General features: G+C 50.8%; 20 protein-coding genes and 1 other annotated feature. Of the genes, 2 read left to right on the forward strand and 18 right to left on the reverse strand.

Annotation, left to right across the window (positions count from 1 at the left end):
- Positions 1-41 precede the first annotated feature (41 nt).
- Positions 42-1805, reverse strand: a complete 1764-nt coding sequence (gene aspS / locus OXB_RS15315) for an aspartate--tRNA ligase (protein ID WP_041075310.1) — start codon at positions 1803-1805, stop codon at positions 42-44.
- Between the two features lie 17 nt (positions 1806-1822).
- A complete protein-coding gene (hisS, locus tag OXB_RS15320) occupies positions 1823-3094 on the reverse strand; it encodes a histidine--tRNA ligase (RefSeq protein ID WP_041075311.1) in 1272 nt (423 codons plus the stop codon).
- Positions 3095-3234: 140 nt separating this feature from the next.
- Positions 3235-3469: a binding site (T-box leader), on the reverse strand.
- Positions 3470-3595: 126 nt separating this feature from the next.
- Here hisS and OXB_RS15330 point away from each other — a divergent pair.
- Positions 3596-5185: an SH3 domain-containing protein gene (locus OXB_RS15330; RefSeq protein WP_041076966.1), complete on the forward strand. Its 1590-nt coding sequence runs from the start codon at positions 3596-3598 to the stop codon at positions 5183-5185.
- Positions 5186-5944: 759 nt separating this feature from the next.
- On the opposite strand, the gene dtd is transcribed toward OXB_RS15330, so the two are convergent.
- The 7 genes from dtd to OXB_RS15365 form a co-directional block, all read right to left on the reverse strand.
- A complete protein-coding gene (gene dtd / locus OXB_RS15335) occupies positions 5945-6385 on the reverse strand; it encodes a D-aminoacyl-tRNA deacylase (RefSeq protein ID WP_041075313.1) in 441 nt (146 codons plus the stop codon).
- Positions 6386-6400: 15 nt separating this feature from the next.
- On the reverse strand, positions 6401-8602 hold the full coding sequence (locus tag OXB_RS15340) for a RelA/SpoT family protein (protein ID WP_041075314.1): 2202 nt from the start codon (positions 8600-8602) through the stop codon (positions 6401-6403).
- Between the two features lie 137 nt (positions 8603-8739).
- Positions 8740-9252: an adenine phosphoribosyltransferase gene (locus OXB_RS15345; RefSeq protein ID WP_041075315.1), complete on the reverse strand. Its 513-nt coding sequence runs from the start codon at positions 9250-9252 to the stop codon at positions 8740-8742.
- 3 nt (positions 9253-9255) lie between these two features.
- A complete protein-coding gene (gene recJ, locus OXB_RS15350) occupies positions 9256-11589 on the reverse strand; it encodes a single-stranded-DNA-specific exonuclease RecJ (RefSeq protein ID WP_041075316.1) in 2334 nt (777 codons plus the stop codon).
- A 120-nt stretch (positions 11590-11709) separates the two neighbouring features.
- The gene (locus tag OXB_RS15355; RefSeq protein WP_041075317.1) at positions 11710-12057 is read right to left on the reverse strand and encodes a LapA family protein; all 348 of its coding nucleotides are present in this window, start codon (positions 12055-12057) and stop codon (positions 11710-11712) included.
- 193 nt (positions 12058-12250) lie between these two features.
- Entirely contained in the window at positions 12251-14521 is a 2271-nt protein-coding gene (gene secDF / locus OXB_RS15360) for a protein translocase subunit SecDF (RefSeq protein ID WP_041075318.1), read from the reverse strand.
- Between the two features lie 167 nt (positions 14522-14688).
- Positions 14689-15006: a post-transcriptional regulator gene (locus tag OXB_RS15365; RefSeq protein WP_041075319.1), complete on the reverse strand. Its 318-nt coding sequence runs from the start codon at positions 15004-15006 to the stop codon at positions 14689-14691.
- A gap of 95 nt (positions 15007-15101) precedes the next feature.
- On the opposite strand from OXB_RS15365, the gene OXB_RS15370 reads away from it, so the two are divergent.
- The gene (locus OXB_RS15370) at positions 15102-16619 is read left to right on the forward strand and encodes a putative polysaccharide biosynthesis protein (RefSeq protein WP_041076968.1); all 1518 of its coding nucleotides are present in this window, start codon (positions 15102-15104) and stop codon (positions 16617-16619) included.
- Here OXB_RS15370 and OXB_RS15375 read toward each other — a convergent pair.
- The 9 genes from OXB_RS15375 to OXB_RS18105 form a co-directional block, all read right to left on the reverse strand.
- Positions 16613-17254, reverse strand: coding sequence for a DUF421 domain-containing protein (locus OXB_RS15375; RefSeq protein ID WP_041075320.1), 642 nt, complete (start codon positions 17252-17254; stop codon positions 16613-16615). The genes OXB_RS15370 and OXB_RS15375 overlap by 7 nt on opposite strands.
- Before the next feature lie 123 nt (positions 17255-17377).
- Entirely contained in the window at positions 17378-17641 is a 264-nt protein-coding gene (gene yajC / locus OXB_RS15380) for a preprotein translocase subunit YajC (protein WP_041075321.1), read from the reverse strand.
- Positions 17642-17681: 40 nt separating this feature from the next.
- Positions 17682-18821: a tRNA guanosine(34) transglycosylase Tgt gene (tgt, locus tag OXB_RS15385; RefSeq protein ID WP_041075322.1), complete on the reverse strand. Its 1140-nt coding sequence runs from the start codon at positions 18819-18821 to the stop codon at positions 17682-17684.
- Between the two features lie 2 nt (positions 18822-18823).
- Positions 18824-19873, reverse strand: coding sequence for a tRNA preQ1(34) S-adenosylmethionine ribosyltransferase-isomerase QueA (queA, locus tag OXB_RS15390; RefSeq protein ID WP_041075323.1), 1050 nt, complete (start codon positions 19871-19873; stop codon positions 18824-18826).
- 27 nt (positions 19874-19900) lie between these two features.
- Positions 19901-20911: a Holliday junction branch migration DNA helicase RuvB gene (gene ruvB, locus OXB_RS15395; RefSeq protein WP_041075324.1), complete on the reverse strand. Its 1011-nt coding sequence runs from the start codon at positions 20909-20911 to the stop codon at positions 19901-19903.
- Positions 20912-20935: 24 nt separating this feature from the next.
- On the reverse strand, positions 20936-21541 hold the full coding sequence (gene ruvA / locus OXB_RS15400) for a Holliday junction branch migration protein RuvA (protein WP_041075325.1): 606 nt from the start codon (positions 21539-21541) through the stop codon (positions 20936-20938).
- A 259-nt stretch (positions 21542-21800) separates the two neighbouring features.
- The gene (locus tag OXB_RS15405) at positions 21801-22523 is read right to left on the reverse strand and encodes a YebC/PmpR family DNA-binding transcriptional regulator (protein ID WP_041075326.1); all 723 of its coding nucleotides are present in this window, start codon (positions 22521-22523) and stop codon (positions 21801-21803) included.
- An 11-nt stretch (positions 22524-22534) separates the two neighbouring features.
- Positions 22535-23410 (reverse strand): phosphotransferase, encoded by an 876-nt coding sequence (locus OXB_RS15410; RefSeq protein ID WP_052484099.1) that lies wholly within the window; start codon positions 23408-23410, stop codon positions 22535-22537.
- 7 nt (positions 23411-23417) lie between these two features.
- Complete coding sequence (locus OXB_RS18105) at positions 23418-24458, reverse strand: LysM peptidoglycan-binding domain-containing protein (protein ID WP_052484100.1); 1041 nt, start codon at positions 24456-24458, stop codon at positions 23418-23420.
- Between the last annotated feature and the right edge of the window lie 37 nt (positions 24459-24495).

Consider the following 24495-nt stretch of genomic DNA (forward strand, 5'->3'; position numbering starts at 1 on the left):
TACTAGAAGGTTTTTTGCGGAACCTTCAAGTTTCGACAAAATCAATTCTTCTTCGATGCGATTTGGATGCCGAGTTCCGCAAGTTGGGCGGGATCCACTGTATTCGGAGCGGCTGTGAGCAGATCGCTGGCGCTTGCAGTTTTCGGGAATGCGATCGTATCCCGCAAGTTTGTCGAACCAGCGAGGATCATGACGATCCGGTCCAGACCGAAGGCGATTCCCCCATGCGGAGGCGTCCCGTAATCAAAAGCATCGAGAAGGAAGCCGAATTGCTCCCTCGCTTGTTCTTCCGTGAAGCCGAGCGCTTTGAACATTTTCTCCTGGACGTCGCGTTCATAGATCCGAAGCGATCCGCCGCCCAGCTCATAACCGTTCAATACAAGGTCATAGGCTTGCGCTTTGACAGTTTCCGGGCTGTTCACAAGTTCATCGACGTCGGACGGCCTCGTGAATGGATGATGCGCTGCATAATAGCGGCCATCTTCCTCGTCGTATTCGAATAGCGGCCAGTCCGTGATCCATAGGAAATCGAATGTGGATTCGTCGATCAAACCGAGCTCTTTACCGAATTTCAAACGGAGGGCTCCAAGGGCATCCGCGACAACCGATTTCTTATCCGCTACGAATAGCAGAAGGTCTCCCGCTTCCGCTTCTGCCGCTGAACGCAATGCTTCCCCTTCTTCTCCTTGGAAGAATTTCGCGATCGGCCCTTTCATTCCTTCTTCATCCACTTTCAACCACGCAAGGCCTTTCGCTCCGTAGATAGCCGCATACTCGGCAAACCCGTCAATTTCTTTTCGCGTGTAACGTTCCGCTGCGCCTTTGACGTTGATCAGTTTCACTTGGCCGCCCGCTTCAATTGCATTCGCGAACACTTTCATCTCGGTATCTTTCACCGTTTCCGAAACGTCAATCAATTCCAGGCCGAAACGTGTATCCGGCTTGTCGGAGCCAAAACGTGCCATCGCTTCATCATAAGGCAGACGTTTGAACGGGATTTGAATATCGATCCCTTTTACATCTTTCATGATTTTCTGCATGAGACGCTCGTTCATTTCCAAGATCTCTTCCATCGACAGGAAGCTCATCTCCATATCGATTTGGGTGAATTCCGGCTGACGGTCGGCACGGAGGTCCTCATCCCGGAAACAGCGTGCGATTTGGTAATAACGGTCAAACCCGGATACCATCAGCAATTGCTTGAACAGTTGCGGGGATTGCGGAAGCGCATAGAATTCCCCTTCATGCACGCGGCTTGGTACGAGATAGTCACGAGCGCCTTCCGGAGTCGATTTTGTCAAAATCGGGGTTTCCACTTCCAGGAACCCTTCATCATCGAGGAAATTGCGGACCGTCTTTGTAATATCCGAACGCATTTTGAATGTCTTCGCCAATTGAGGGCGGCGTAAGTCTAGGTAACGGTATTTCAGACGGATGTCCTCACCTACGTCCGTTTCATCTTCAATCATGAACGGCGGGTTTTTCGCTTCATTGATGATATGCAGCTCCGTCACTTGAATCTCGATTTCCCCTGTTTCCAAGTTCGGGTTCTTCGTTTCTTCTTCCCGCTCGATGACTTTGCCTGTCAACTCGACAACATATTCATTCCGAAGCTTATCCGCAACTGCATGGGCCTCTTCGGAGAAGTCCGGGTTGAATACCGCTTGGACGATTCCCGTCCGGTCCCGGACATCGACGAAAATGAGTCCGCCGAGGTCCCGTCGTCGCTGCACCCAACCTTTCAATGTCACGTTCTCTCCAATTTGTTGTTCCGATAGATTACCGCAATAATGTGTTCGTTGCATTTCTTGTTCCGCCTCTCTTAGTTCAACTTCTCTTGTAGCATTGTCAAAATATCGGCATGGGCCACTTTCTCTTGTGTACCTTCCGCCATGTTTTTCATTTGGACCACTTTTTCCGCGACTTCGTCTTCCCCGATGACAAGGACGATCTTTGCGTCCAGCCGATCCGCCGATTTCATCTGCGCTTTCATTTTCCGGTCCATGTAATCCATATCCGAACGGATTCCTGCTGCGCGCAATTCACGGAGCAAGTTGAATCCCGGATGGCGTGCTGCATCGCCAAGCGTGACGATATAGACGTCCAGTTCGGATGGATCTTCGAACGCGACCCCTTCCGCTTCCATCGCAAGGAGAAGGCGCTCGATGCTCATCGCAAAGCCGATCCCCGGCGCGGATGGCCCGCCGATCTCCTCAGCCAATCCGTTGTACCGGCCCCCGCCGCATAATGTCGTGATGGCGCCGAACCCTTCGGATGTGCTCATGATTTCAAATGCCGTATGATTATAATAATCCAGGCCCCGCACCAAGTTCGCGTCCACTTCATAGTCGATGCCGGCGTCTTCCAAATAGCTTTTCACCGCTTCAAAATAACGTATGGACTCCTCGTTCAAATAATCCGCTAAAGATGGGGCACTCGCCATCAACGGATGTTTGCTGTCCACTTTGCAATCGAGGATGCGGAGCGGATTCTTCTGGAGTCGCGATTGGCAATCCGCGCAGAACTCGCCGATATGCGGCTCAAAATGCGCAACAAGCGCTTTCCGGTGCCCCGCCCGGCATTCCGTGTCGCCAAGCGAATTGATGACGAGCTTCAACTTCGTCAATCCGGCCCGCTTGTAGACATCCATCGCCAGAGCGATCAATTCGGCGTCGATAGCGGGATCCGCACTGCCGATCGCCTCTGCACCGAATTGGACGAACTGGCGGTAGCGGCCTGCTTGCTGACGTTCATAGCGGAACATCGGACCCGTGTAATAGAGTTTGACCGGCTGGTCGGGATAGCCGAACATCTTGTTTTCCACAAAGGAGCGGACGACAGGAGCGGTCCCTTCCGGCCGGAGTGTCAGTGAACGGTCCCCTTTGTCCGTAAAGGTGTACATCTCTTTCTGCACGACATCTGTCGTGTCACCGACGAGCCGCTGAAAAAGTTCCGTCTGTTCGAAAATCGGCGTCCGGATTTCCTTGTAACGGTACACATCGCATAATTCATCGATGATTTGTTCGACCTGCCGCCATTTCCATGATTCGGAAGGCAAGATGTCTTGCGTTCCTCTTGGCACTTTGAAATTCATCACTGTTTCCCCTTTCACGAAATCGACTTCAGGTAGAATGACATTAACCACACTTCAGCGTAATTGCGTCCGGAGACTTTATCTTTATTCAACAGGGGTTTGAACACCCGCTGAATAAAAAAAGCCCTCCTCCCTTGACAACAAGGGACGAGAGCTTTCATCAGCTTCCGCGGTTCCACCCAAATTGGCGCCATGAAGCGCCCACTCTGAATCCGGATAACGGCCGGTTCCGTCTGCACCTACTGAATCGGTCGCGTTCAGCGCAGAGCCTCGGTGGTGTTGTTCGTCATAACGTTCTGTAGGCGGGATTTCAGCCACGTCCTGCCCTCTCTTGCCAGCCTGGTTTATGAGTACTCTCCACTTCAACGGCGAACATAAATAATACAACTGGTATCATCTTAATGATTCCTTGCGAAAGTGTCAACCTTTTTGGATTCATTGTAGTTTTTTCTGCCAGAACAATTTAAGATAGTAGGAAAGGAAGGTGATACTTTGCCGAAAATGAACAAACGGATTATTTCGCTCACAGTTCTCTTCAGTTTGTTGCTGTTTGTGCACTCCATACAGGCGAATGAAAACGAAGTCATTGTGGACGCTCCTTCATTGCATATCCGCTCAGGACCAGGACTTACCTACGATGTGATCGGTTCATTGAAAAAAGGCGATCGTGTGAAAGTCCACTCCGCATCTGATGATTGGTATGAAATCAGTATCGGGAATGGTAACGGATGGATCGCCTCTTGGCTGACAGTTCCGGAAAATCAATCATCCGCTGAACAGACCACCATCGTTTCGCAAGTGGATGCCTTGAATATTCGTACGGGGCCTTCCGTAGAGTCGGCAGTCCTCGGACGATTGCAGGCTGGAGATGAAGGAATCCGAATCGACCAGGACGGCAACTGGGCAAAGATTGCGGCGAACGGCTTGGAAGGTTGGGTCCATATGGATTACATTACGGAGTCCAGTCCCCAGCCGAAAGAGAATAACGGGTATCCAGGAGAAGGAGCAGCCGAAGAACCGGAACCCGCTCCGCCCAAGGGTCCATCCGCCTCCAAGGAAATCCAGCCAGATACATACCTAGTCTCGGTCAATGCACTCCATGTACGAAAAAAAGCAGATCAGTCCTCCAAGCAGATCGGCACGATTCAGCGGGGAGAAACTTACGCCATCAAGGAAATCCAGGGCAACTGGGTCCGGATCGTGCTTGATAAGAAGAAGGAGGGCTGGGTCTATTCATTCCATGGGACATTGCTAGCTTCCGAGACGGAGCCACATTCAACAGAAAATCCGGACGGCGCTGGCGGGGCCGTGGTGACGATTTTGACAGATGGCACGAATATCCGGCAAGCTGCCACCACTTCCTCGGAGATTGTCAGACGAGCGGATGCCGGGGAGAAATTCCGCATTTTGGAAGAAAAGGACAATTGGTACACGATCGAGTTGCCTTCGGGAGAGCCCGCCTATGTCGCCAATTGGGTCGTTTCAACGGATGAAGAACGGATCATCGCCGAAAACACCGGAAAGAAAAAAGCCGAGCGCGTTCCCGGTACATTGAAAGGGCTCACCATCGTCATCGATCCGGGGCACGGGGGAAATGACAGAGGAACGACAGGCGCACGTGGAACTGATGAAAAAGGGCTTACCATGTTGACGTCAGAACTGCTGGCGGCGAAGTTGAAAGCCGCCGGGGCAGATGTCATCATGACAAGGGAAGCGGATACTTACGTATCTCTACGAAAACGGGTGGCCGTCAGCCATCAGCATGAGGCGGATGCCTTCGTCAGTATCCATTATGACGCCAACCCCGATGCGTCCATCCACGGGTTCACCACTTACTACACCCGTTCGGCCCATCAACAATTGGCTGCAGCGGTGAACGACGGACTGGCATCCACTGTGCCGTTGCGGAATCGCGGGGCCCAACCGGGTAATTTCCTCGTACTGCGCGAAAACCGGCAAAATGCCATATTGATCGAGCTTGGCTTCCTGTCGAACCCGAACGAGGAACGGATCGTCTCTGCCGACCTATTCCGTGAGCAAGCGACACATGGGATTTACAAAGGATTGCTTGACTACTTTAATGAAAACTGACGGATCGGGTTAAGTCCAGGTGTGTGGGCGCTGGGGCGTGGAACTTTTGAGCGTAAAGCGCAGTGTTATGTACGCGGGAGTTGGACTTATAAGCGGAAGTCGAAGTGTTATGAGCGCGGAACGCTGACTTTTGAGCGCGGCGGCGGAAGTTACGAGCGTGGAGCACAGTCTTTTGAGCGCGACGCGGAAGTTATGAGCGCGGAGCACAGTCTTTTGAGCGCGACGCGGAAGTTATGGGCGCGGAGCACTGTCTTTTGAGCGCGACGCGGAAGTTATGAGCGCGGAGCACAGTCTTTTGAGCGCGACGCGGAAGTTATGAGCGCGGAGCACAGTCTTTTGAGCGCGATGCGGAAGTTACGAGCGCGGAGCACTGTCTTTTGAGCGCGGCGCCGGAAGTTATGAGCGCGGAGCACTGTCTTTTGAGCGCGACGCGGAAGTTATGAGCGCGGAGCACAGTCTTTTGAGCGCGACGCGGAAGTTATGAGCGCGGAGCACTGTCTTTTGAGCGCGACGCGGAAGTTACGAGCGCGGAGCACTGTCTTTTGAGCGCGGCGCCGGAAGTTATGAGCGCGGAGCACTGTCTTTTGAGCGCGACGACGGAAGTTATGAGCGCGGAGCACTGTCTTTTGAGCGCGACGCCGGGCGCAAGCAGCCGAACGGGTGCAATGTGTGAACGCTTTGCGCAAGCCCTGCGCCGCCTCCATCGACATAAAAAGGTTGTTTCATCGGTCCCGTAGCGGACTGGTGAAACAACCTTTTTCATTTGGATTCTACAATGATTGTGACAGGACCATCGTTCAGCAGTTCGACGTCCATCATGGCGCCGAAAACGCCGGTCTCCACCTTCAAGCCTTTCTCCCGCAACCGATCGTTGAAATAATGCCAGAGCGGTTCGGCTTGCTCCGGACGGGCCGCCTCGATGAAGCTGGGACGCCGCCCTTTTCTCACATCCCCGTATAAGGTGAACTGGGAAACGGATAGGATGGCGCCGTCCACTTCCTCGATGGAGCGGTTCATTTTCCCCTCTTCATCTTCCCATAGACGGAGGCCCGCTATTTTCTTCGCAACATACTCCATATCCGCTTCAGTATCCGAATGGGTTATGCCGACGAGCAGGACATATCCCTTTTCAATTGAACCGGTCACTTCCCCGTCAACGCGGACGGTTGCCGGACCGGACCTTTGCAGCACGACTCTCACTAATTCTACCTCCGATCAGTTAATGACCCGTTGTACGGAATAAATATCCGGGATTTGCTTAATCCGGTCTACGATCCGGTACAGATGGGTAATATCCGTGATCTTTATAGTCATATGAATCCTGGCGATTTTATCCTTATCGGCCTTGCCGCTTACGGCGACAATCGGCGTCTTCGTATCCGCCACGACCATCATCACTTCATTCAGCAAGCCTTGTCGGTCAAATGCGGAAATCTCGATGTCGACATGGAACTCTTTTTTGACGTTCGATTGACCGATCGCCCATTCAACGTCGATCAGCCGGTCGCTGTCCTCTTCCTCTTCCGCGTGAATGTTGGGACAATCGGTCCGGTGCACCGACACTCCCCGGCCTTTTGTAATGAAGCCGACAATCGAATCGCCTGGGACTGGGTTGCAGCATTTCGACAACCGGATGAGCAAGTTTTCGATTCCTTTGACAATGACCCCCGATTCCGTCGTTTTTTGGTGTTGCGGGGAATTCATGTCGGAAACGATTTTATCGATTGTATCTTGCTCTTCCCGTTTTCTCCGTATTTTTTCCGCCATCCGGTTTACCACTTGCTGCGCCGTGATGCCGTTAAAGCCTACAGCGGCGTACATATCTTCTTCCGAGGTGAAGCTGAACTTTTCAATCGCCCGATTCATATTTTCCGGCGTCAAGATTTCTTTGAGGTCGTAATCTTGCGCTTTGATTTCTCTTTCGATCATCTCTCGGCCTTTAGTAATATTCTCTTCCCGCAGCTGCTTTTTGAAGTATTGCCTGATCTTGTTTTTCGCTTGAGACGTATTTGCGATCTTCAACCAATCCCGGCTTGGTCCGAATGATTGATTGGAAGTTAATATTTCGACAATATCTCCTGTATGTAGCTCGGTATCGAGCGGTACGATTTTTCCGTTCACCTTCGCCCCGATTGTCCGGTTGCCGACTTCCGAGTGGACGCGATAGGCAAAGTCGATCGTCACGGAACTGGCCGGCAGCTCAATGACATCCCCATCGGGCGTGAAGACATAGACCATATCGGAGAATAAATCGAATTTCAATGATTCCATGAACTCTTCAGCATTGGAAGATTCGTTTTGGAACTCGAGGATTTCCCGGAACCATGTCAGTTTCGAATCGATATCGCTCGGATTTCTATTTGTGGACTTCCCTTCTTTATAAGCCCAATGCGCCGCCACACCGAACTCGGAAATTTTGTGCATCTCTTCCGTCCGGATCTGGACTTCCAGCGGATCCCCTGCCGGACCGACGACAGTCGTATGGATCGATTGGTATAAGTTTTGCTTTGGCATGGCGATATAATCTTTGAATCTTCCGGGCATCGGTTTCCAAAGTGTATGAATGATGCCTAAGACGGCATAGCAGTCCTTGATGCTGGAGACAAGAATCCGTACAGCGAGCAGATCATAAATCTCATTGAACTCTTTTTGCTGCATCGCCATTTTTCTGTAAATGGAATAAAGATGCTTCGGACGTCCGGAAATATCGGCTTCGATTCCGACTGCTTTAATTTCAGATCGGATCGTGTCCATGACATCTTCCAAATACTTTTCCCTTTCCACCCGTTTCCGCTTCATCAAGTTCACGATGCGGTAATATTGCTGCGGTTTCAAATAACGGAGGGCGATATCTTCCAATTCCCATTTGATTGCCGAGATTCCTAGTCGATGGGCTAATGGAGCGAAAATTTCGAGCGTTTCCGCCGCTACACGACGCTGCTTCTCTTCCGATACATGCTTCAACGTCCGCATATTATGGAGCCGGTCCGCCAATTTGATCAAGATGACGCGGATGTCTTGGGCCATCGCGACAAACATTTTACGATGGTTTTCGGCTTGTTTCTCTTCTTTCGATTTATATTTCAATTTTTCCAGCTTGGTCACCCCGTCCACGAGCAGTGCGACTTCTTCCCCGAATTCCCGGATGATGTCTTCCCTGCTGACGCTCGTATCCTCTACAACATCATGGAGGAACCCGGCCGCGACCGTTTCAGGATCCATTTGCAATTCAGCTAGAATACCCGCCACCTGGACGGGATGGAGAATATACGGCTCTCCTGAACTTCTAAATTGTCCTTCGTGTGCAGACTTAGCGGCTTCATATGCTTTCTTGACAAATTCGACGTGTTCTTCATTCATGTACGAGGAGACCAACTCAAATATGTCGTCCGCTGTCATGTCACGATTTTTCGCCATTCTTCTACCCCTTTCGAACCGTTACGCAAAAAAATGATAATATTCTTATTGTATGTGTAATACTAGCTGAATGTAAAGAGTCCATGTATAGAAAAATCCCCCGCTGTTTCCACGGAGGACTAAGTATTGTCAATTTTTTAATAGGTGATTAACGAGCGTGTATCATAACCTTGCAGTTTTTCACGTCCGTTCAAATAGGAAAGCTCAATGATGAATGCGCAACCCGCCACAATGCCGCCCAGCTTCTCCACCAATTGGATGGTCGCGCCGACTGTCCCGCCGGTTGCCAACAAATCATCGACAATCAAGACGCGCTGTCCTGGTTGGATGGCATCTTTATGGATTGTCAACGTATCTTTTCCGTATTCCAGATCATATTCCACCGCGATGGTTTCGCGCGGCAATTTGCCAGGCTTGCGGACCGGAGCAAAGCCGACTTCCAACGCATACGCTACCGGACAACCGATGATGAAGCCCCTTGCTTCCGGGCCAACGATAATGTCCGTCCCTACCTCTTTCGCATACTTGACGATTTCATCCGTAGCATATTTATAAGCTTTGCCATTATCCATGATCGTTGAGATATCTTTAAAGCTGATCCCTTCTTTTGGATAATCCGGGACAAGCGTTACATATTGTTTCAAATCCATCAATTATTCCTCCCTGTCGATCCCATTCCGGATCGTCTCGAACCATTGCTTCAACTCGAAATAGGATGCATAAAGCAATCTTTTTTCCAATTCGATTTGCCGTTGTCTCTGTCGATAAGACGGCGCTTCCGCTAAATCCCGCTTGTCGGCAGTTTCCACGACGGAAGCCACGCCATTCTCTATCTTAACAAATCCAAGCTCGGAAAACACCTGAGACATGAAATAAACCGTATCCTTTTTCCAACCCATATGTTTGGTCAGCAGATCCGCGTTTTGGTTCATATCGAAACTGCCCCGTTTTTTCAAAAAGGTGTAAAACCATCCGAACTGATCACGGCCCGGAATCCCGTCGAAATACTTCGATTCAGGCTCATGCAGATGGGCATAGATCCGGTCGGGCACAATCGTCTGGATGACATGTTCCAATTCCGTCTTGGCATTCGGCATATCGAGCAAGACAACATTTTCCGCTTCCTTTAATTGATCTTTCCCATAATGAAGGACGGAAATTCCTTGCATCGTAGACGGGAGGCGGGAAATGGTCCGATCCCGGAACGCGACAAATAAGGTATGCTTCAGCGGAATTTTCGGAAGCCAACGGGACGGTTCCCGGATGCCGCGCAAATCGAATAACTGCCAGTCATCCGAACGGACGTCTTCGATCAACAACTGCGGCTTTTTATGGCCGTTCCATTCATTCACCTGCAAGTCACCGACGAGGGACAACGTGATGTCCGGTGTCATATGATCCGCCATATGGCCAAACCGGAAACCGATCGCGTCCAGCTTCCACTCCCCATCCTGCAGTTCCAGCTTCAAATGGTTTTTATCCGCCCCGATTTGCCGTACGGTTGCAGTCGTCAACTTTTCGATCATATAAGCCGGCTTTTCGAAACTCATTCCGAAAGGTCGGAGGATTTCAAGCGATTCCAGCACATCCACATTGATCTCTTCCAACTTTAACGGGACATCGATCACTTTTTCGGGAATCAACATCTGTTCCGTCAGAACTTCCGCCGCTTGGGCATTCAAATTTTGGCGCAGGTCGTCGATATCTTCGATCGCCAGGGACATGCCGGCCGCCATTTGATGGCCTCCGAAATGCGGCAGTAGATTCGTATTTTTTGACAGTTCCCCGAACAAGTCGAATCCCGAAATACTGCGGGCCGACCCTTTTGCCGTGCCCGCTTCCGAATCCAATGAAAGGACGATGGAAGGCCGATGATATTTCTCCGTCAACCGGCTGGCGACGATTCCGACGACACCCGGATTCCATCCCTCGCCCGCTATGACGAATACGTATGGGATCTTGTCCCCGTAGGTGTCGGAGATCATCCGCTCCGCTTCCTTTGTGATATTCGAAACGATGGCTTGCCTTTCTTTGTTCAACGAGTCCAGTTGCTCGGCCAATGCCATGGCAACCCCCTCATCGTCCGTTTTCAGAAGATCGACAGCGGGTTTTGCATCGCCCAAGCGTCCTGCCGCATTGATTCGAGGGCCGATCGTGAAACCGATCGATTCTTCATTCAACCCGGCTTGCTCCGCACCTGCCACACGGGCAAGCGCCTGGATGGCCGGACGTGTGGAGCGGCGCATGCGACGGATCCCCTCTTTGACCAAATAGCGGTTTTCGTCCCGAAGCGGCACCAGGTCGGCCACCGTGCCGATTGCGACAAGCTCGATCAAGTCATGTGGGATTTCGCCGAGCAAGGCACAGGCCAATTTGAACGCCACCCCGACGCCGGCCAATTCACCGAACGGATAGGAGCCTTCCGGGTGCCGGGGATGGATGACAGCATCCGCTGCCGGCATCGTTTCCCCGATTTCATGGTGGTCGGTGATGATCACGTCCATACCGAGCGATTTGGCATGGGCGATCTGACCGATTCCGGAAATTCCGTTATCGACTGTGATAATGAGCGATGCCCCTTGCTCATGCAATTCCTCGAACAGCTCCCGATTCGGCCCGTAGCCGTGTTTAAAGCGGTCTGGAATGGCGAAGAAGACATCTGCCCCCAGTCGTTCCAATGCCGTCGTCAAGACGGAGACACTCGTCACGCCATCCGCATCATAGTCCCCATAGACGACAATCTTCTTCTGTTCGGAAATGGCACGGCCGATGATCTTGACCGCTTTGTCCATATCGTGAAATAAAAACGGGTCATGCAAGCAAGTTTCATCCATATGTAAAAAAGCTTTCGCCTCGGTCGGGTCTGTAATCCCACGGGCAGCCAGGATTTTGGCGTGGACAGATGGAATACCGAGAGTCGATTGCAGCGTTTTGACAATCTCGTCATCCGGCCTACTAATCGTCCATCTTTTCTTTGATTCAATCAATTTGGTTCACATCCTTATCGTCATTATACCGGATGTCCTATGTATCTAAAAGGAAATACTATGTCGAAGTAGAAAAGAAAAAAACTTTCCCAGAGAGTTCGGGAAAGTTAGTTGGGTAGGTCATTCTGCAGCTTTTTCGTTGAGGTCGACGGATTCCGGTTCGAATGGTTTGTAATATCGTTGAAGGCCGGCAATTTCATTTTGCTGCGCGGCAATGGTCGTTTCCTTGGCCGCCAGCTCTTTCTGCAATTCTTTGATACGGCGGTTGGAGCGGTAGGAGCGGAAGATGGCAACAAACCCGCTTGTCAACGCACCGAGCAGGGCCGATCCCAAAATGACCAAGACGAGCGGCCACATCGCTGTACCAAAAACATAATTCACTTCGACCGAATCCACATTGAAAACAGCGAAGACGGCAATCAAAATCGCAAATAAAAGTCCGAATAACAGAGTCCATTGGAATTTCACGGGATTTCCTCCTTTCGATGATGTGGTTCATAAGCGGGGGTTCATAGCTTTTGGTGTATGTCATCAGCGCTTCGTACGGGATATCAGCACTTCTCGCCCCCAGTGCATAAAAAAACAAGGTATACCGTAGTATACCCTGTTCCCAAAGATGAAACGCATCGTCTGGTGGGCAGACGGGCAATTCCGTATTCAATTAGACGACCGGTTCGTCCGATCCCCATTGTTTCTTCTCTTGTTTGACATTCAATGTGCCTTTGTCTTTCAGTTGCCGCTTTTTCAAGTCAAACCAGATTTGAGCGGAAATGAAGATCGAAGAGTACGTACCGGCCAGCAAACCGACGAGCAAGGCGATCGAGAAGGTCTTGATCGATTCAGCCCCTAGCAGCATCAAGGCGACGACAACGAAGATGACGGTTAGCACGGTGTTGACGGAACGTCCCAATGTTTGACGGAGGGATTTATTCACGATATCGGCCAACTCATCCACATTATCGATGACGCCACGGCGATTCAAGTTTTCACGAATCCGGTCGAAGGTAACGATCGTATCATTGATCGAATATCCGACAATCGTCAGGACTGCCGCAATGAACGTGATATCCACTTCAAGACGCAAGATGCTGAAGAGGGCAACCATGAAGAAAGCATCGTGGATCAGCCCGACAATCGATGCGACCCCCATCCGCCATTCAAAACGGAAGGCGACATAGATGATGATACCTAATGCGGCAACTAAGAGCGCTTTAAACGCATTTAGCGCCAATTCTTCACCGACTGTCGACGAAACGGTCGAGATATTCGGTTCCGCTCCATACTCCGTTGCGATTTCTGATTTTAGTTTATTGATCTCTTCCTGTTTAAACTCTTCCTTATATCGGATAACCCCAATATTACCCGACTCACCAGAAATGACGATATCATTCGACGGATGCCCGATCTCTTCCAAGTAGTCCGTCACAACTTCCTTCGTCAATGGCTTTTCCGCCAAGATTTCAATACGGGTACCACTCGAGAAGTCGATCCCGAGGTTCAATTTGAATACAGCGAGCATGATAATGCCGGCTGTCAACAGCACTGTTGAAATTACATAAAATCGCTTCCGGCTGTGAACAAAATCGAAACGGTCGAATTTCGTCGTAAGATCCAGCGATTCCATCTGTTCTTCCGGTGCATGAACGCGGCTTTTGGAAATGCCGAACAGACCTGTTTTTCCATCTAGAGATCCACTATTGACCAGCAATCCAAGTAGCAACCTCGAACCCCAGACCGCTGTCAAGAAGCTGACAAGGATACTGATGATAAGCATCGTCGCAAACCCTTTGACCGAACTTGTCCCGAAAATGAACAGCACAACCGCTGCCAATAATGTAGTGATATTGGCGTCCAGGATGGCAGTAAAGGATGATTTCGCACCCGCCATGAAGGATGTCTTGACTGATTTTCCGACCCTCAGTTCCTCCCGGATCCTTTCATATGTCAGGATGTTTGCATCGACGGCCATCCCAACCCCGAGCATAAGGGCGGCAATTCCCGGCAATGTCAGCACACCGTTAATCAATGTAAAGACAAGTAAAATCAAATAGATATAAACCGATAAGGTGATGACAGCCACAAACCCTGGCAGTCTATAATAGAACAGCATGAATAGGAAGATGAGCGCAATCCCGACGATGCCGGCGAAAACCGTTTTGTTCAACGCCTGCTCACCGAACTGGGCACCGACCGAAGTGGAATAGATTTCTTCCAAGTGAACCGGCAAGGCGCCGGCATTCAGGATTCCCGCGAGATTCTTCGTCTCCTCCACCGTGAAACTACCAGAAATCTCTACGTTCGATGATTGGATCGTATTTTGAACATACGGCGCGGAGATGAATTTCGGGTTAGGTTTTTGGGCCTCTTCCCGGAATGAATCCTCGCCCTCCACAAAGTCGAGCCAGATGACCATTACGTTTTCCGGTCTCTTCTGTGAAATCATCGTCGTTACTTCACCGAATTTTTTCGGATCTTTCATTTCCAGCGTTACGACCGGTTTTCCGGTATCGTCAAAGTTCGCTTTCGCTTTCCCTTCTTTCAGATCGTTCCCGTCCAAAATCAGGTTATCATCAGCATCCCGGAACGTCAGATTCGCTTGCGTGGATAATAACTCACGAGCTGATTTCTGATCTTCTACTCCGGCAAGCTGGACACGGATTCGGTTGTTGGATTCGATTTGGATGCTCGGCTCGCTGACGCCAAGCACGTCGATCCGGTTCGACAAGGCGTTTGCCGTGTCCTTCACCATATCTTCGGTTATTTTTTGTCCATCTTTTTTCAGCGGTTCAACTTGATACAGGACTTCGAATCCGCCTTGTAAGTCAAGACCTAATTTGACATCTTTCACAATTGGATTGGCAGTCGATCCGATTAGTGACCCGAATAAGACGAGCAATAATAGGAACGCGACAATCCTACTTCTACTTTTCATAAAACCATTTCCTCCTCATTCTTTGAAGCGTGCACCAAGTGCACTCTCTTCCAAAAAAAGCATATATTCCTATTAAATTACTTCGAGTTAATCATTTTAAAAAAATGCAACACGTCCATTATGAAACACGGGCATCCGCGTGTCAAATGGACGTGTACCATTTTTTATTAATTATTTTCGACTTTTGGCGGTGCAAGCAACGCTTGCAGTTCTTCACTGTTCAAATCGGAGAACCAATTACCCTCACGTTGCTCTTCTATTTGGGTGAATGTCATGAATTCAGCGGGCGAAATTCGTAGAATGTCTTTGGCGATTTCAAAGACGCGCATGGCGTCGACGTCTTTCTTGCGCCATTTTTTATGTACGCAATAGGTCCAGATTTCCTCTTCTGTCACCGAGGTATAGCCGTATAAATGCAGTTCATTCCTCTTGCTTTGAAGCGCCGGCAACATATGGATGAAATGTTGTTCGAATTTGATCGCCATCGTTCCCTCCCCTTCCCGAGCAGTCGTAAGTGCAACATGGCGTGCATACATTTATTGTATACGAAATGATCGGAAATGAGAAGGAGTTGTTCAAGTTGTCTTCATTTATCCGGGGAACGGTCGTGCTCATGGCCGCAGTCTTTTTATCGAAACTGCTAGGTTTTGTATATCGGATGCAATTCATGCGGGTCGCGGGTGAAGAAGCGGTCGGAATCTATATGACGGCCTATCCCGCGTTCATTTTTTTCCTATCGCTCGTTCAACTCGGAGTTCCGATCGCCATCGCCAAAGTGATTGCCGAACTGGAGGTGAAAGGGCAAAGCGCCAAACTCCCGGCCGTCATGAGGACAGCCACTTTCATTACCATCCTGACGGGCATGGTCTTCATACCCGCCTCTGTTCTTTTCGTCCCTTATTTATCGGAGACGCTGCTCGGCAATACCGCCTCTTCCTTGACGTTGTATGTAGGAATCGCCATCGTGCCTGTTGCGGCCATCGGTGGTCTGATCCGGGGCTATTTCCAAGGGATTGCCCGGATTGAGGAAACGGCTTGGTCGCAAATTTTGGAGCAAATCTGCAGAATCGCACTCATCACCTGGTTGCTCCCTTCAGTTCTGGTTGCCGATAATTCTGCAATGAATGCCGCCTATGCAATGGGGATTACATTGTTGGCTGAAATGCTCTCCGTCCTTTATTTACTCTTCAAATATTGGCAGAAGAAAAAGAGAGTCACGCCAACTAAGGAAAAGCCAGATCGCTATCCGTTCGAGCCGTTGCTTTCCATCGCGCTTCCCTCGTCGGGCAGCCGGTTGTTCGGCACCTTCACATGGTTTCTTGAACCGATCATTTTCTTACGTGCGTTGGCTGTGTCAGGCGTCACCGCACTTGCCGCAACTTCACTATACGGCGTCATTTCGGGAGTGCTTATCCCGCTCCTGCTATTCCCGTCCTTTATCCCTTATGCGCTGGCGGTTGTCCTCGTACCGGCTGTCAGCGGGGCGGCAGCGTCTAAGAATAAAGGGAAATTGCGGGAACGGATCCATTTGTCCCTCCGACTTTCCGCGTTGACCGGTACTTTTGCAGCGGCCGTCTTTTTCATACATGGCCAGGCACTCGCTGAAACTCTGTTCCATGTGACAGAGGGGGGCAAATATATGTCCATCCTCGCTCCGGTTTTTTTCTTTTATTACATCCAAAGCCCGCTCTACTCCATTTTACAGGCAACTGGCGAAGCGAAAGCGGGGATGATGAACTCAGTCTATGGCGGGATTGCCAAGCTAGGTGTCATGTTCGTCCTAGCCTCGCAACCCGGGTTGCAAGAGACCGGTGCCGTGCTCGCCATCGGTTTCGGGGTCCTGGTCACTTCATTCCTCCACATTGCCACATTGCGGAAAAACAAATCGACGAATACCGGATTCACAATGTTTGTCTTGCCGTATGCCTCGTTTATCATGACCATTATCATGCGGCCATTGTTCATCCCGATCGGCGAGTATCATCTTTTTACGGAATGTCTCATCACTTCCTTATTCCTCTTGGCCGTCCTTGTTCTGACGGGCCAAGTGAAAAAGCGGGATTTTTCATTGTTCAAAAGACTATTGAAGCATCATTGATGCTGCTCCTTCAATTGATATTGCAACGATCCGTTTTCATAAGAACAATAAAAGATATGGCTTGGATCCGAAATGCCCATTTTGCGCAGTTCGGTTTCGAGCCATTTTTCCGTTTTCCCGATCATTTTCACATGCTTGCCTTGGATGACGCCGTCCGAAATAAGGGCGAGGACCGGTTGAACGCTATCATGCTTAAAAACGGATAAATTTCCGGACGGCTCCAAGTAGGCGAATGAGACTTCATGAATGGATCCGACTTGCTGTTCCCGGAGCTGTTGAAACAAGTCATCCAAATTGTACCGTTGCCGCCGCATTTCCTCTTCCATAATGATTCCATGCCGAATGATAAGAGCGGGACCTCCGTCCACTATATCCCTGAAGTTCTTGCTCTTTAATGAAAGGAAGGAAGAAGCATATTGAATGACGAGCAGGATGATCATCGGCACGATGGATTGGATCAGTTTCTTGTCGGGAGAGTCCAATGCGAATGCCGCCACCTCCGCCATGATGACAAAGACCACTACGTCAATGACACCAAGTTCACCGACTTCCCGCTTCCCCATGATTCGGAGGATGATCAAGATCAGCACATAAAGCAACACAGTCCGATAACTGATGACTAACAAATCGTACATCCAAAAACCCTCCCCTTTTTTAAGAAGGATACCCATACCGCAACTGCGGCTATACACGAAAAAAAGACCAAGGTCCGAGGGTGTGTCCCTCAGTGCTTGGCCTCTTTGATGAGTCATTCGAAATCAGACGGACTCTGTCACGCGTCCGATTGCTTGTCTATCGAATTGAAGTATCGTACCATTGTTGACTTTCAAAAACACAGACGTTTCGTCGACAGCATCGATGGTGCCATGAAGGCCGCCGATTGTAATTACGTGATCTCCACGTTTCAAACCTTCCTGCATCGCCTTCGTCGCTTTTTGTCTTTTTTGAGCTGGTCGGATCAGCAAGAACCACATTACTGCGAACATGGCCACAAATGGCAGTAAACCTGCTAAATTTTCCATTGAGTCATCCCCCTTTCAATCTCGATTCATTATACAAGATTCAGAAGTTTTTTGCATTCGGTTTGTTGAATCCATACTGCTCAAAAAATTCTTCCCGGAAATCACCGAGACGATCATTCCGAATAGCTTCCCGAACTTGCTCCATCAGCTGCAAGAGGAATGAAAGGTTGTGATAGGTCGTCAATCGGATGCCGAATGTCTCGCCTGCCCGAATGAGGTGGCGGATGTACGCCCGGCTGTACGTTTGGCACACATGGCAACTGCAATTTTCATCAAGTGGCCCGAAGTCGCGTTCGTATTGGGCGTTTTTAATATTGACGCGGCCATTGCTCGTCATGAGTGTACCGTTCCGAGCGATACGCGTCGGCAATACGCAGTCGAACATATCGATGCCCCGGATGGCGCCGTCGATAAGTGAATCCGGCGATCCGACCCCCATGAGATAGCGCGGTTTATCCTGCGGCAGGAGAGGCGTTGTGAACTCCAACACGCGGTTCATGATATCTTTCGGTTCTCCGACCGACAAGCCGCCGATCGCATAGCCTGGGAAGTCAAGGGACACAAGGTCTTTTGCGCTTTGTTTGCGCAAGTCTTCGTATTCCCCACCTTGGACAATTCCGAATAGGCCTTGGTCTTCCGGACGGGCATGCGCGGACAAACAACGTTCGGCCCAGCGGGAAGTCCGCTCGACACTCGCTTTCATATATTCATGCGTTGCAGGAAATGGTGGGCATTCATCGAAAGCCATCATAATATCCGAGCCGAGCGCATTTTGGATTTCCATCGCTTTTTCCGGGCTCAGGAACAATTTGCTGCCATTCAGATGATGTCTAAAATGAACCCCTTCTTCTTCGATTTTCCGGAATTCGCTCAAGGAAAACACTTGGAATCCGCCGGAATCGGTCAAAATCGGGCGGTCCCAATTCATAAAGGCATGAAGTCCTCCAGCCTCTTTGATAATGTCGTGTCCTGGACGAAGCCATAAATGGTACGTATTACTTAGGATGATGCCCGCACCGTTTTCTTTTAATTCTTCCGGAGACATTGTTTTGACGGTGGCTTGAGTTCCAACCGGCATGAATGCGGGCGTTTCGAACGACCCGTGCGGTGTATGGACGATGCCAAGCCGGGCACCGGTCTGCTTGCAAGTCTTAATATGTTCGTAGGTGATTGCTGCCATCTTTATGATTCCTTCCTCTTCGGCGGTTTCATGAACATCGCATCTCCAAAACTGAAGAAGCGATAATTTTCCTGAACCGCCTCATGATATGCTTTCAGTACATGTTCACGCGTCGATAAAGCGGATACTAACATGATCAATGTCGATTTCGGCAAATGAAAATTGGTTACTAGACCATCCAATATTTTGAATTCATAACCCGGATAAATGAAAATCGAAGTCCAGCCGCTCTCCGGTACAATCTTTCCATCATGTGCCGAGCCGATCGTTTCAAGCGTCCGGGCGGAAGTCGTACCGACCGCGATGATCCGGCCACCCGCTTCTTTCACAGCATTGATTGCCTGGGCTGTGCTTTCCGATACTTGATAATACTCGGAGTGCATCGTGTGGTCCTCGATCGAATCGACGCTCACCGGGCGGAATGTCCCGAGCCCGACATGCAGTGTGATGAATTCGACGCCGACGCCTTTCGCCTTGATTTCATCCAGAATCTCTTCTGTGAAATGAAGGCCAGCAGTCGGTGCGGCCGCTGAGCCCCGCTCCTTCGCGAAGACCGTCTGGTAGCGGGATTGATCGTCAAGCGTTTCCGTAATATAAGGTGGCAGCGGCATCTGGCCGAGCGCATCCAAAATTTCGTAAAAGATGCCGTCGTATAAGAACTGGAATGTCCGTCCGCCTTGTTCCAAGATGCTCGTACAACGCGCTTTCAGACGACCATCCCCGAATGTCACTATCGTTCCGATTTTCACCCGTTTTGCGGGCTTGACCAACGTCTCCCACTCATCTTCCCCAATTTCCTTCAACAACAATACTTCGATCGAGGCACCCGTGTCCTCTTTTAATCCCATCAGCCGCGCAGGCAAGACACGTGTGTCATTCAGGACGAGAAGATCGCCCGCTTCCAGCTCATCGACGAGATCACGAAAATGACGGTGCGTCACTTCCCCGGTCTTCCGATCGAGCACCATGAGCCGGCTCGCCGTCCGATCCGCCAACGGAGTCTGGGCAATCAGCCGTTCCGGCAAATCAAAATCAAAATCATTTACTTCCATACTCGATAACGTCTCCTCTATTAAAGGTTAATTTCCATCCTGATCATGGATCGGATAGCCGAAATGTTCGTACGCCAGCGGGGTCGCCACCCGCCCGCGCGGAGTCCGTTGGATGAAACCGATCTGCAATAAATACGGTTCATACACATCCTCGATCGTCACCGATTCCTCCCCGATGCTTGCAGCAATCGTGTCGATTCCGACCGGCCCCCCCCGGAACCGTTCAATCATCCCGGTCAGCAGCTTATGGTCGATATGGTCGAGACCATGCGAGTCGACCTGCAGCATTTCAAGCGCTTCTTTCGACATCTCCAGCGTCACCGCTCCCGTTCCGCGCACCTGTGCATAATCACGGACGCGGCGCAATAGCCGGTTCGCAATCCGCGGGGTCCCACGGGAACGGCGCGCAATTTCCATGGCAGCCTGTCCATCGATCTCCACCTCGAACAGATGAGCGCTGCGTATGACGATTTCTTTCAATGGATCGACATCATAATACTCCAGCCGCAACGGCACGCCGAAGCGGTCACGGAGAGGCGCCGACAAGGATCCTGCACGAGTCGTCGCACCGATCAAGGTAAACGGAGGCAGATCGAGCCGGATTGAACGGGCGGCAGGGCCTTTCCCGACGATGATATCGAGGCAGAAATCCTCCATCGCCGGATAAAGCACTTCCTCGATGGAACGGTTCAATCGATGGATTTCATCGATGAACAGCACATCCCCCGGTTCAAGCGACGACACGACCGCCGCCAGATCGCCCGGACGTTCAATTGCGGGCCCGCTCGTCATTCGGACATTGACTCCCATTTCATTCGCAATGACGTTCGCCAACGTCGTCTTTCCGAGGCCGGGCGGTCCATAGAGCAGAACGTGGTCCAAACTTTCCTGCCGCCCCTTCGCCGCTTCGATGAAGATGCCGAGATTGTCCTTCACCTTATCCTGCCCAATATACTGGTTCAGGAATTGAGGTCTCAAAGATTGTTCAAAGTGTTCATCGAAATTTGTCACCTCTGCCGATAGCACCCGATCCTCCATCATCTGTACTCCTTTCTATGTTCATCATTTCTGTTTTAATAAAAGCTGAAGGGCCCATTTCATATAGCCTTCCGTGTCTCGCTCTTCTTCTTCGAGCTTCGGCTTGACTTTTGCCAGTTCCCTTTGCGAATAGCCAAGCGCTTCCAAGGCGAGCATCGCTTCATCGAGAGCGCCGTTTTCAGCCATCGTCAACAAGGTGACTTCTTCATCCGGCAGATCGATTTCCGTGAACAGATCGTGGAGCTTCCCTTTCAGGTCGAGGATCATCTGGCGGGCCGTTTTCTTGCCCACTCCCGGAAATTGGACGAGGAAGGATTCATCCTCCCGTTCAATCGCGCCGATCACTTGGGAAGGGATGCCGCTCGCCAGGATAGCCAACGCCCCTTTCGGCCCGATGCCGGAAACGGTGATCAATTTCTTGAATAGCTCCCGCTGCTCCAGCGTCTTAAAGCCCAGAAGCATCTGCGTGTCTTCCCGGACGTGCATGTAAATGAACACTTGCTGAATCTCGTCCGTCATATGGAAAGCATACGGGTTCGGCGTCAAGACCTGCCAGCCGATTCCGCCCTGTTCCAATGCAATATATTCGGGTGTCACCCGGGTGACAATCCCTTTTATGTAATCGTACAACCACTTCTCCCCCTACAATGAGGTATTCTGAACACAGTTTTCAACGTAACTTTCATTATAGCATACGAACGCACTTTCCATCCATTTGGTGACAGTCACCACGACAATTCAGACACACTTCCGACAAGGAAGCTATTTCTAAAGAAACCGCCGCTTCTCCTTGACTCCAATTTTGTCATATTCGCGGCAAACGTTATCAGCCTTCAAGAATACAAACAGAAAAAAGAGCTATCCGCGCTCCCGGATAGCCCTCCCCCCATCATTCACTCGCATTATGATAGACATCTTGCACGTCATCATCGTCTTCGAGTGCGTCGATCATCTTTTCAAACAGTTCCTCATTCTCTCCGGAAAGCTCATTGTACATGGAAGGGACCATTTCGATTTCTGCCGAAACGAATTCGATGCCGTCCTCTTCCAACGCTCCCTTGACACTTAGGAACTCGGAAGGCGTCGTCAACACTTCGAATCCTTCCTCGGTCGAAACGATATCTTCCGCGCCCGCTTCCAGCGCCGCCATCATGACGGCATCTTCGTCGGTGTCGGCTGTCCGTTCGATGAACAATCGGCCTTTCCGATCGAATAGGTAGCTGACCGATCCGCTTTCCCCGAGGCTGCCCCCATTCTTGTTGAAAGCGACCCGGATATTCGGCGCCGTCCGGTTGCGGTTTTCGGTCAGACAGTACACCAATACGGCGACACCGCCTGGACCGTATCCTTCATAGACGACTTCTTCATAATGCTCGGCTGCCCCCGCCCCTGTCGCTTTGTCAATTGCCCGTTTGATGACATCGTTCGGAACGTTGGCACTTTTTGCCTTTTCGATGGCTAGCCGCAATGCTGCGTTGGAATCCGTGTCAGATCCACCCGCTTTAGCTGCGACATAAATTTCTTTCGACATCTTCTGGAAAATCTTCCCCCGCTTTGCATCTTGTGCCCCTTTGCGCGCCTGGATGTTTTTCCACTTGGAATGCCCTGCCATGACTTCACTCCTCATATATTGATCCGTTCTACATCATACCATAGTTTCGGCCAATGAGAGAGTGCACTCTGCGTGAAAGGGAGGAGGCGATTCGCCTGCCTCGCCCGGCTGTCTGCAGGCAACGTGAACAAATGAAGCCATTCGCGAAGCAATTCATTAGGATAAAGCAAGAGCGGCAGCAAGTCGGGATCCAATTCCTTCAGACTCGGCTGTTCATCAAAAAGGAATTCAATATCATATCCAACTTGAGGCATCACCCGATGAATCCACAAGGCGACCTCCGTACCTGCCGGCCCCGAACAAGCGAGGTCGAAGTCTATGAACCGGATGACGCCAGATCGGTCCCGGAGGATATTATGATGTACCACATCGCCATGCAACAACGTGAGGTCCTTCGTTCCGACGTACGTCTTCCGGATGACGCTCATCGCCTCCGTCGCATAGAAAAAGATGTCATCCACCGGACCTTTCCCGAGGAACGTTTCGCAAGGACCTCGGATGTCATGGAACCTCTCGATCCGGTCTTCCCATTTGGCGACGAGCGGGTGGATATGCAAATAAGGGGAAACGGCCCAATCCACGTCTTTCCTTGTAGCATGCAAGGCATGGAGGGCGGCAAGGGAGTCGGTCCGATCCGCCCTCTTTTTAAAGTTGACCGCCCTTGCTTCCTCCAGCCAAGGCTGAACGAAAGTCAGAGGGCCATCGCCGCTCTCTGCAGCAACCGGGATGATGTGCGGAAAATCGATTAAGCGCAATTGTTCATGGATATGCCGGACTTTCATGGCGGTGGACATGGAACGGTATCGTTTCACGGAAAAACAATTTTTCCCCTGTTCCCATTTCCAGACGTTTTCTTTTATTTGTTTATATCGCTCATCCAGTGCCATACACCCGTCAATAGTTCCCGTACCAATTGTATCCGTACGGATGGGTCATCGAATGGCAGCCGCATGGATGCATGACATGCACCGGCGACATCATCGGCATCTGATGTCCTCCTCCACAACCACATCCGCAGCCGCAACCATGATGATGGTGCATCGGCATGACAGGCCCCCACTGCTCCGGCTGCATGGCAGGCGAAACGGCTTGCGGGATATACCCATCTTCCGGCGGACAATAGACCGATTCCATTAACGAGATATCATCCGCCTCGATGTCTGGCGACTCCAGCATTTCCCAACCTTCCGTTGCAAATCGGGGCATCGGCGGTGGTGGAGCTGGCGCAATCGGAGTCATAGGAGCCATAGGAAGCATCGGAGATTCGTCTTTTACCATATCCATATCCCTGTCGGGTAGCACTTCAGGCATCGGCTGCATGGGCGCCGGCATTGCTTGGATCTGGCCGGAATGCATAAATGGATAGCAGTCCGCATCGAAAATCGGAAGCCAACCGCATGGAATACTGATGATCGGCTGATAGCATGGCATCGGCTGGGTCTGAGTCGGTGGCATTGGCATCTGTGGCATCTGCGGCATCTGCGGCATTTGCGGCATCTGTGGCATTTCCGTGACTGGCGGTGACGGCGGTGCGACAGGCGGCCGCTCAGGCTTCACTTTAGGAGCGGGCGGCAGCGGAATTGGCTGCTTGGATTTCGGCGGATTCTGCTGAGGAGGCTTGGATGTTGGCGCCTTATGTTGCGGTGGTTTCGGAGCCTGCCCTTTCTCCCCCGGCTTTACATGGGGTGCCTTCTCCCCCTTTTTCACATGTGTGGCGGGCAAGAAAATTTTCATGCCAGGAACGATATAATCGGGGTTTGCCAGATGTGCATTCACCCGTTTCAACTCTTCGAACGGGATCCCGTACTGCCTGGCAATTTTCCATAAGGTATCCCCTTTGACAACAACATGGACTTCCACTAACAAATTTCCCCCTTCCATCATTTCATCGTATGAACGGATGGCCCGCTTTGTGACGCCCAATTTATAACCCAAGGCGGAACCTCCCTCTAGTCATGTATATGAAAACGGG

This window comes from Bacillus sp. OxB-1 (genome assembly GCF_000829195.1).
In the GTDB taxonomy this organism is placed as follows: domain Bacteria; phylum Bacillota; class Bacilli; order Bacillales_A; family Planococcaceae; genus Sporosarcina.

Coding starts and splice junctions, on each gene's coding strand:
- yajC (WP_041075321.1), bottom strand. CDS start 17,641: ATGGAAAATTTAGCAGGTTTACTGCCATTTGTGGCCATGTTCGCAGTA.
- OXB_RS15345 (WP_041075315.1), bottom strand. CDS start 9,252: ATGGATTTGAAACAATATGTAACGCTTGTCCCGGATTATCCAAAAGAA.
- OXB_RS15375 (WP_041075320.1), bottom strand. CDS start 17,254: ATGTACGATTTGTTAGTCATCAGTTATCGGACTGTGTTGCTTTATGTG.
- OXB_RS15330 (WP_041076966.1), top strand. CDS start 3,596: ATGAACAAACGGATTATTTCGCTCACAGTTCTCTTCAGTTTGTTGCTG.
- tgt (WP_041075322.1), bottom strand. CDS start 18,821: ATGGCAGCAATCACCTACGAACATATTAAGACTTGCAAGCAGACCGGT.
- secDF (WP_041075318.1), bottom strand. CDS start 14,521: ATGAAAAGTAGAAGTAGGATTGTCGCGTTCCTATTATTGCTCGTCTTA.
- OXB_RS15410 (WP_052484099.1), bottom strand. CDS start 23,410: ATGGCACTGGATGAGCGATATAAACAAATAAAAGAAAACGTCTGGAAA.
- OXB_RS15365 (WP_041075319.1), bottom strand. CDS start 15,006: ATGGCGATCAAATTCGAACAACATTTCATCCATATGTTGCCGGCGCTT.
- OXB_RS15340 (WP_041075314.1), bottom strand. CDS start 8,602: ATGGCGAAAAATCGTGACATGACAGCGGACGACATATTTGAGTTGGTC.
- OXB_RS15405 (WP_041075326.1), bottom strand. CDS start 22,523: ATGGCAGGGCATTCCAAGTGGAAAAACATCCAGGCGCGCAAAGGGGCA.
- hisS (WP_041075311.1), bottom strand. CDS start 3,094: ATGAATTTCAAAGTGCCAAGAGGAACGCAAGACATCTTGCCTTCCGAA.
- aspS (WP_041075310.1), bottom strand. CDS start 1,805: ATGCAACGAACACATTATTGCGGTAATCTATCGGAACAACAAATTGGA.
- queA (WP_041075323.1), bottom strand. CDS start 19,873: ATGGAAGTAAATGATTTTGATTTTGATTTGCCGGAACGGCTGATTGCC.
- ruvB (WP_041075324.1), bottom strand. CDS start 20,911: ATGGAGGATCGGGTGCTATCGGCAGAGGTGACAAATTTCGATGAACAC.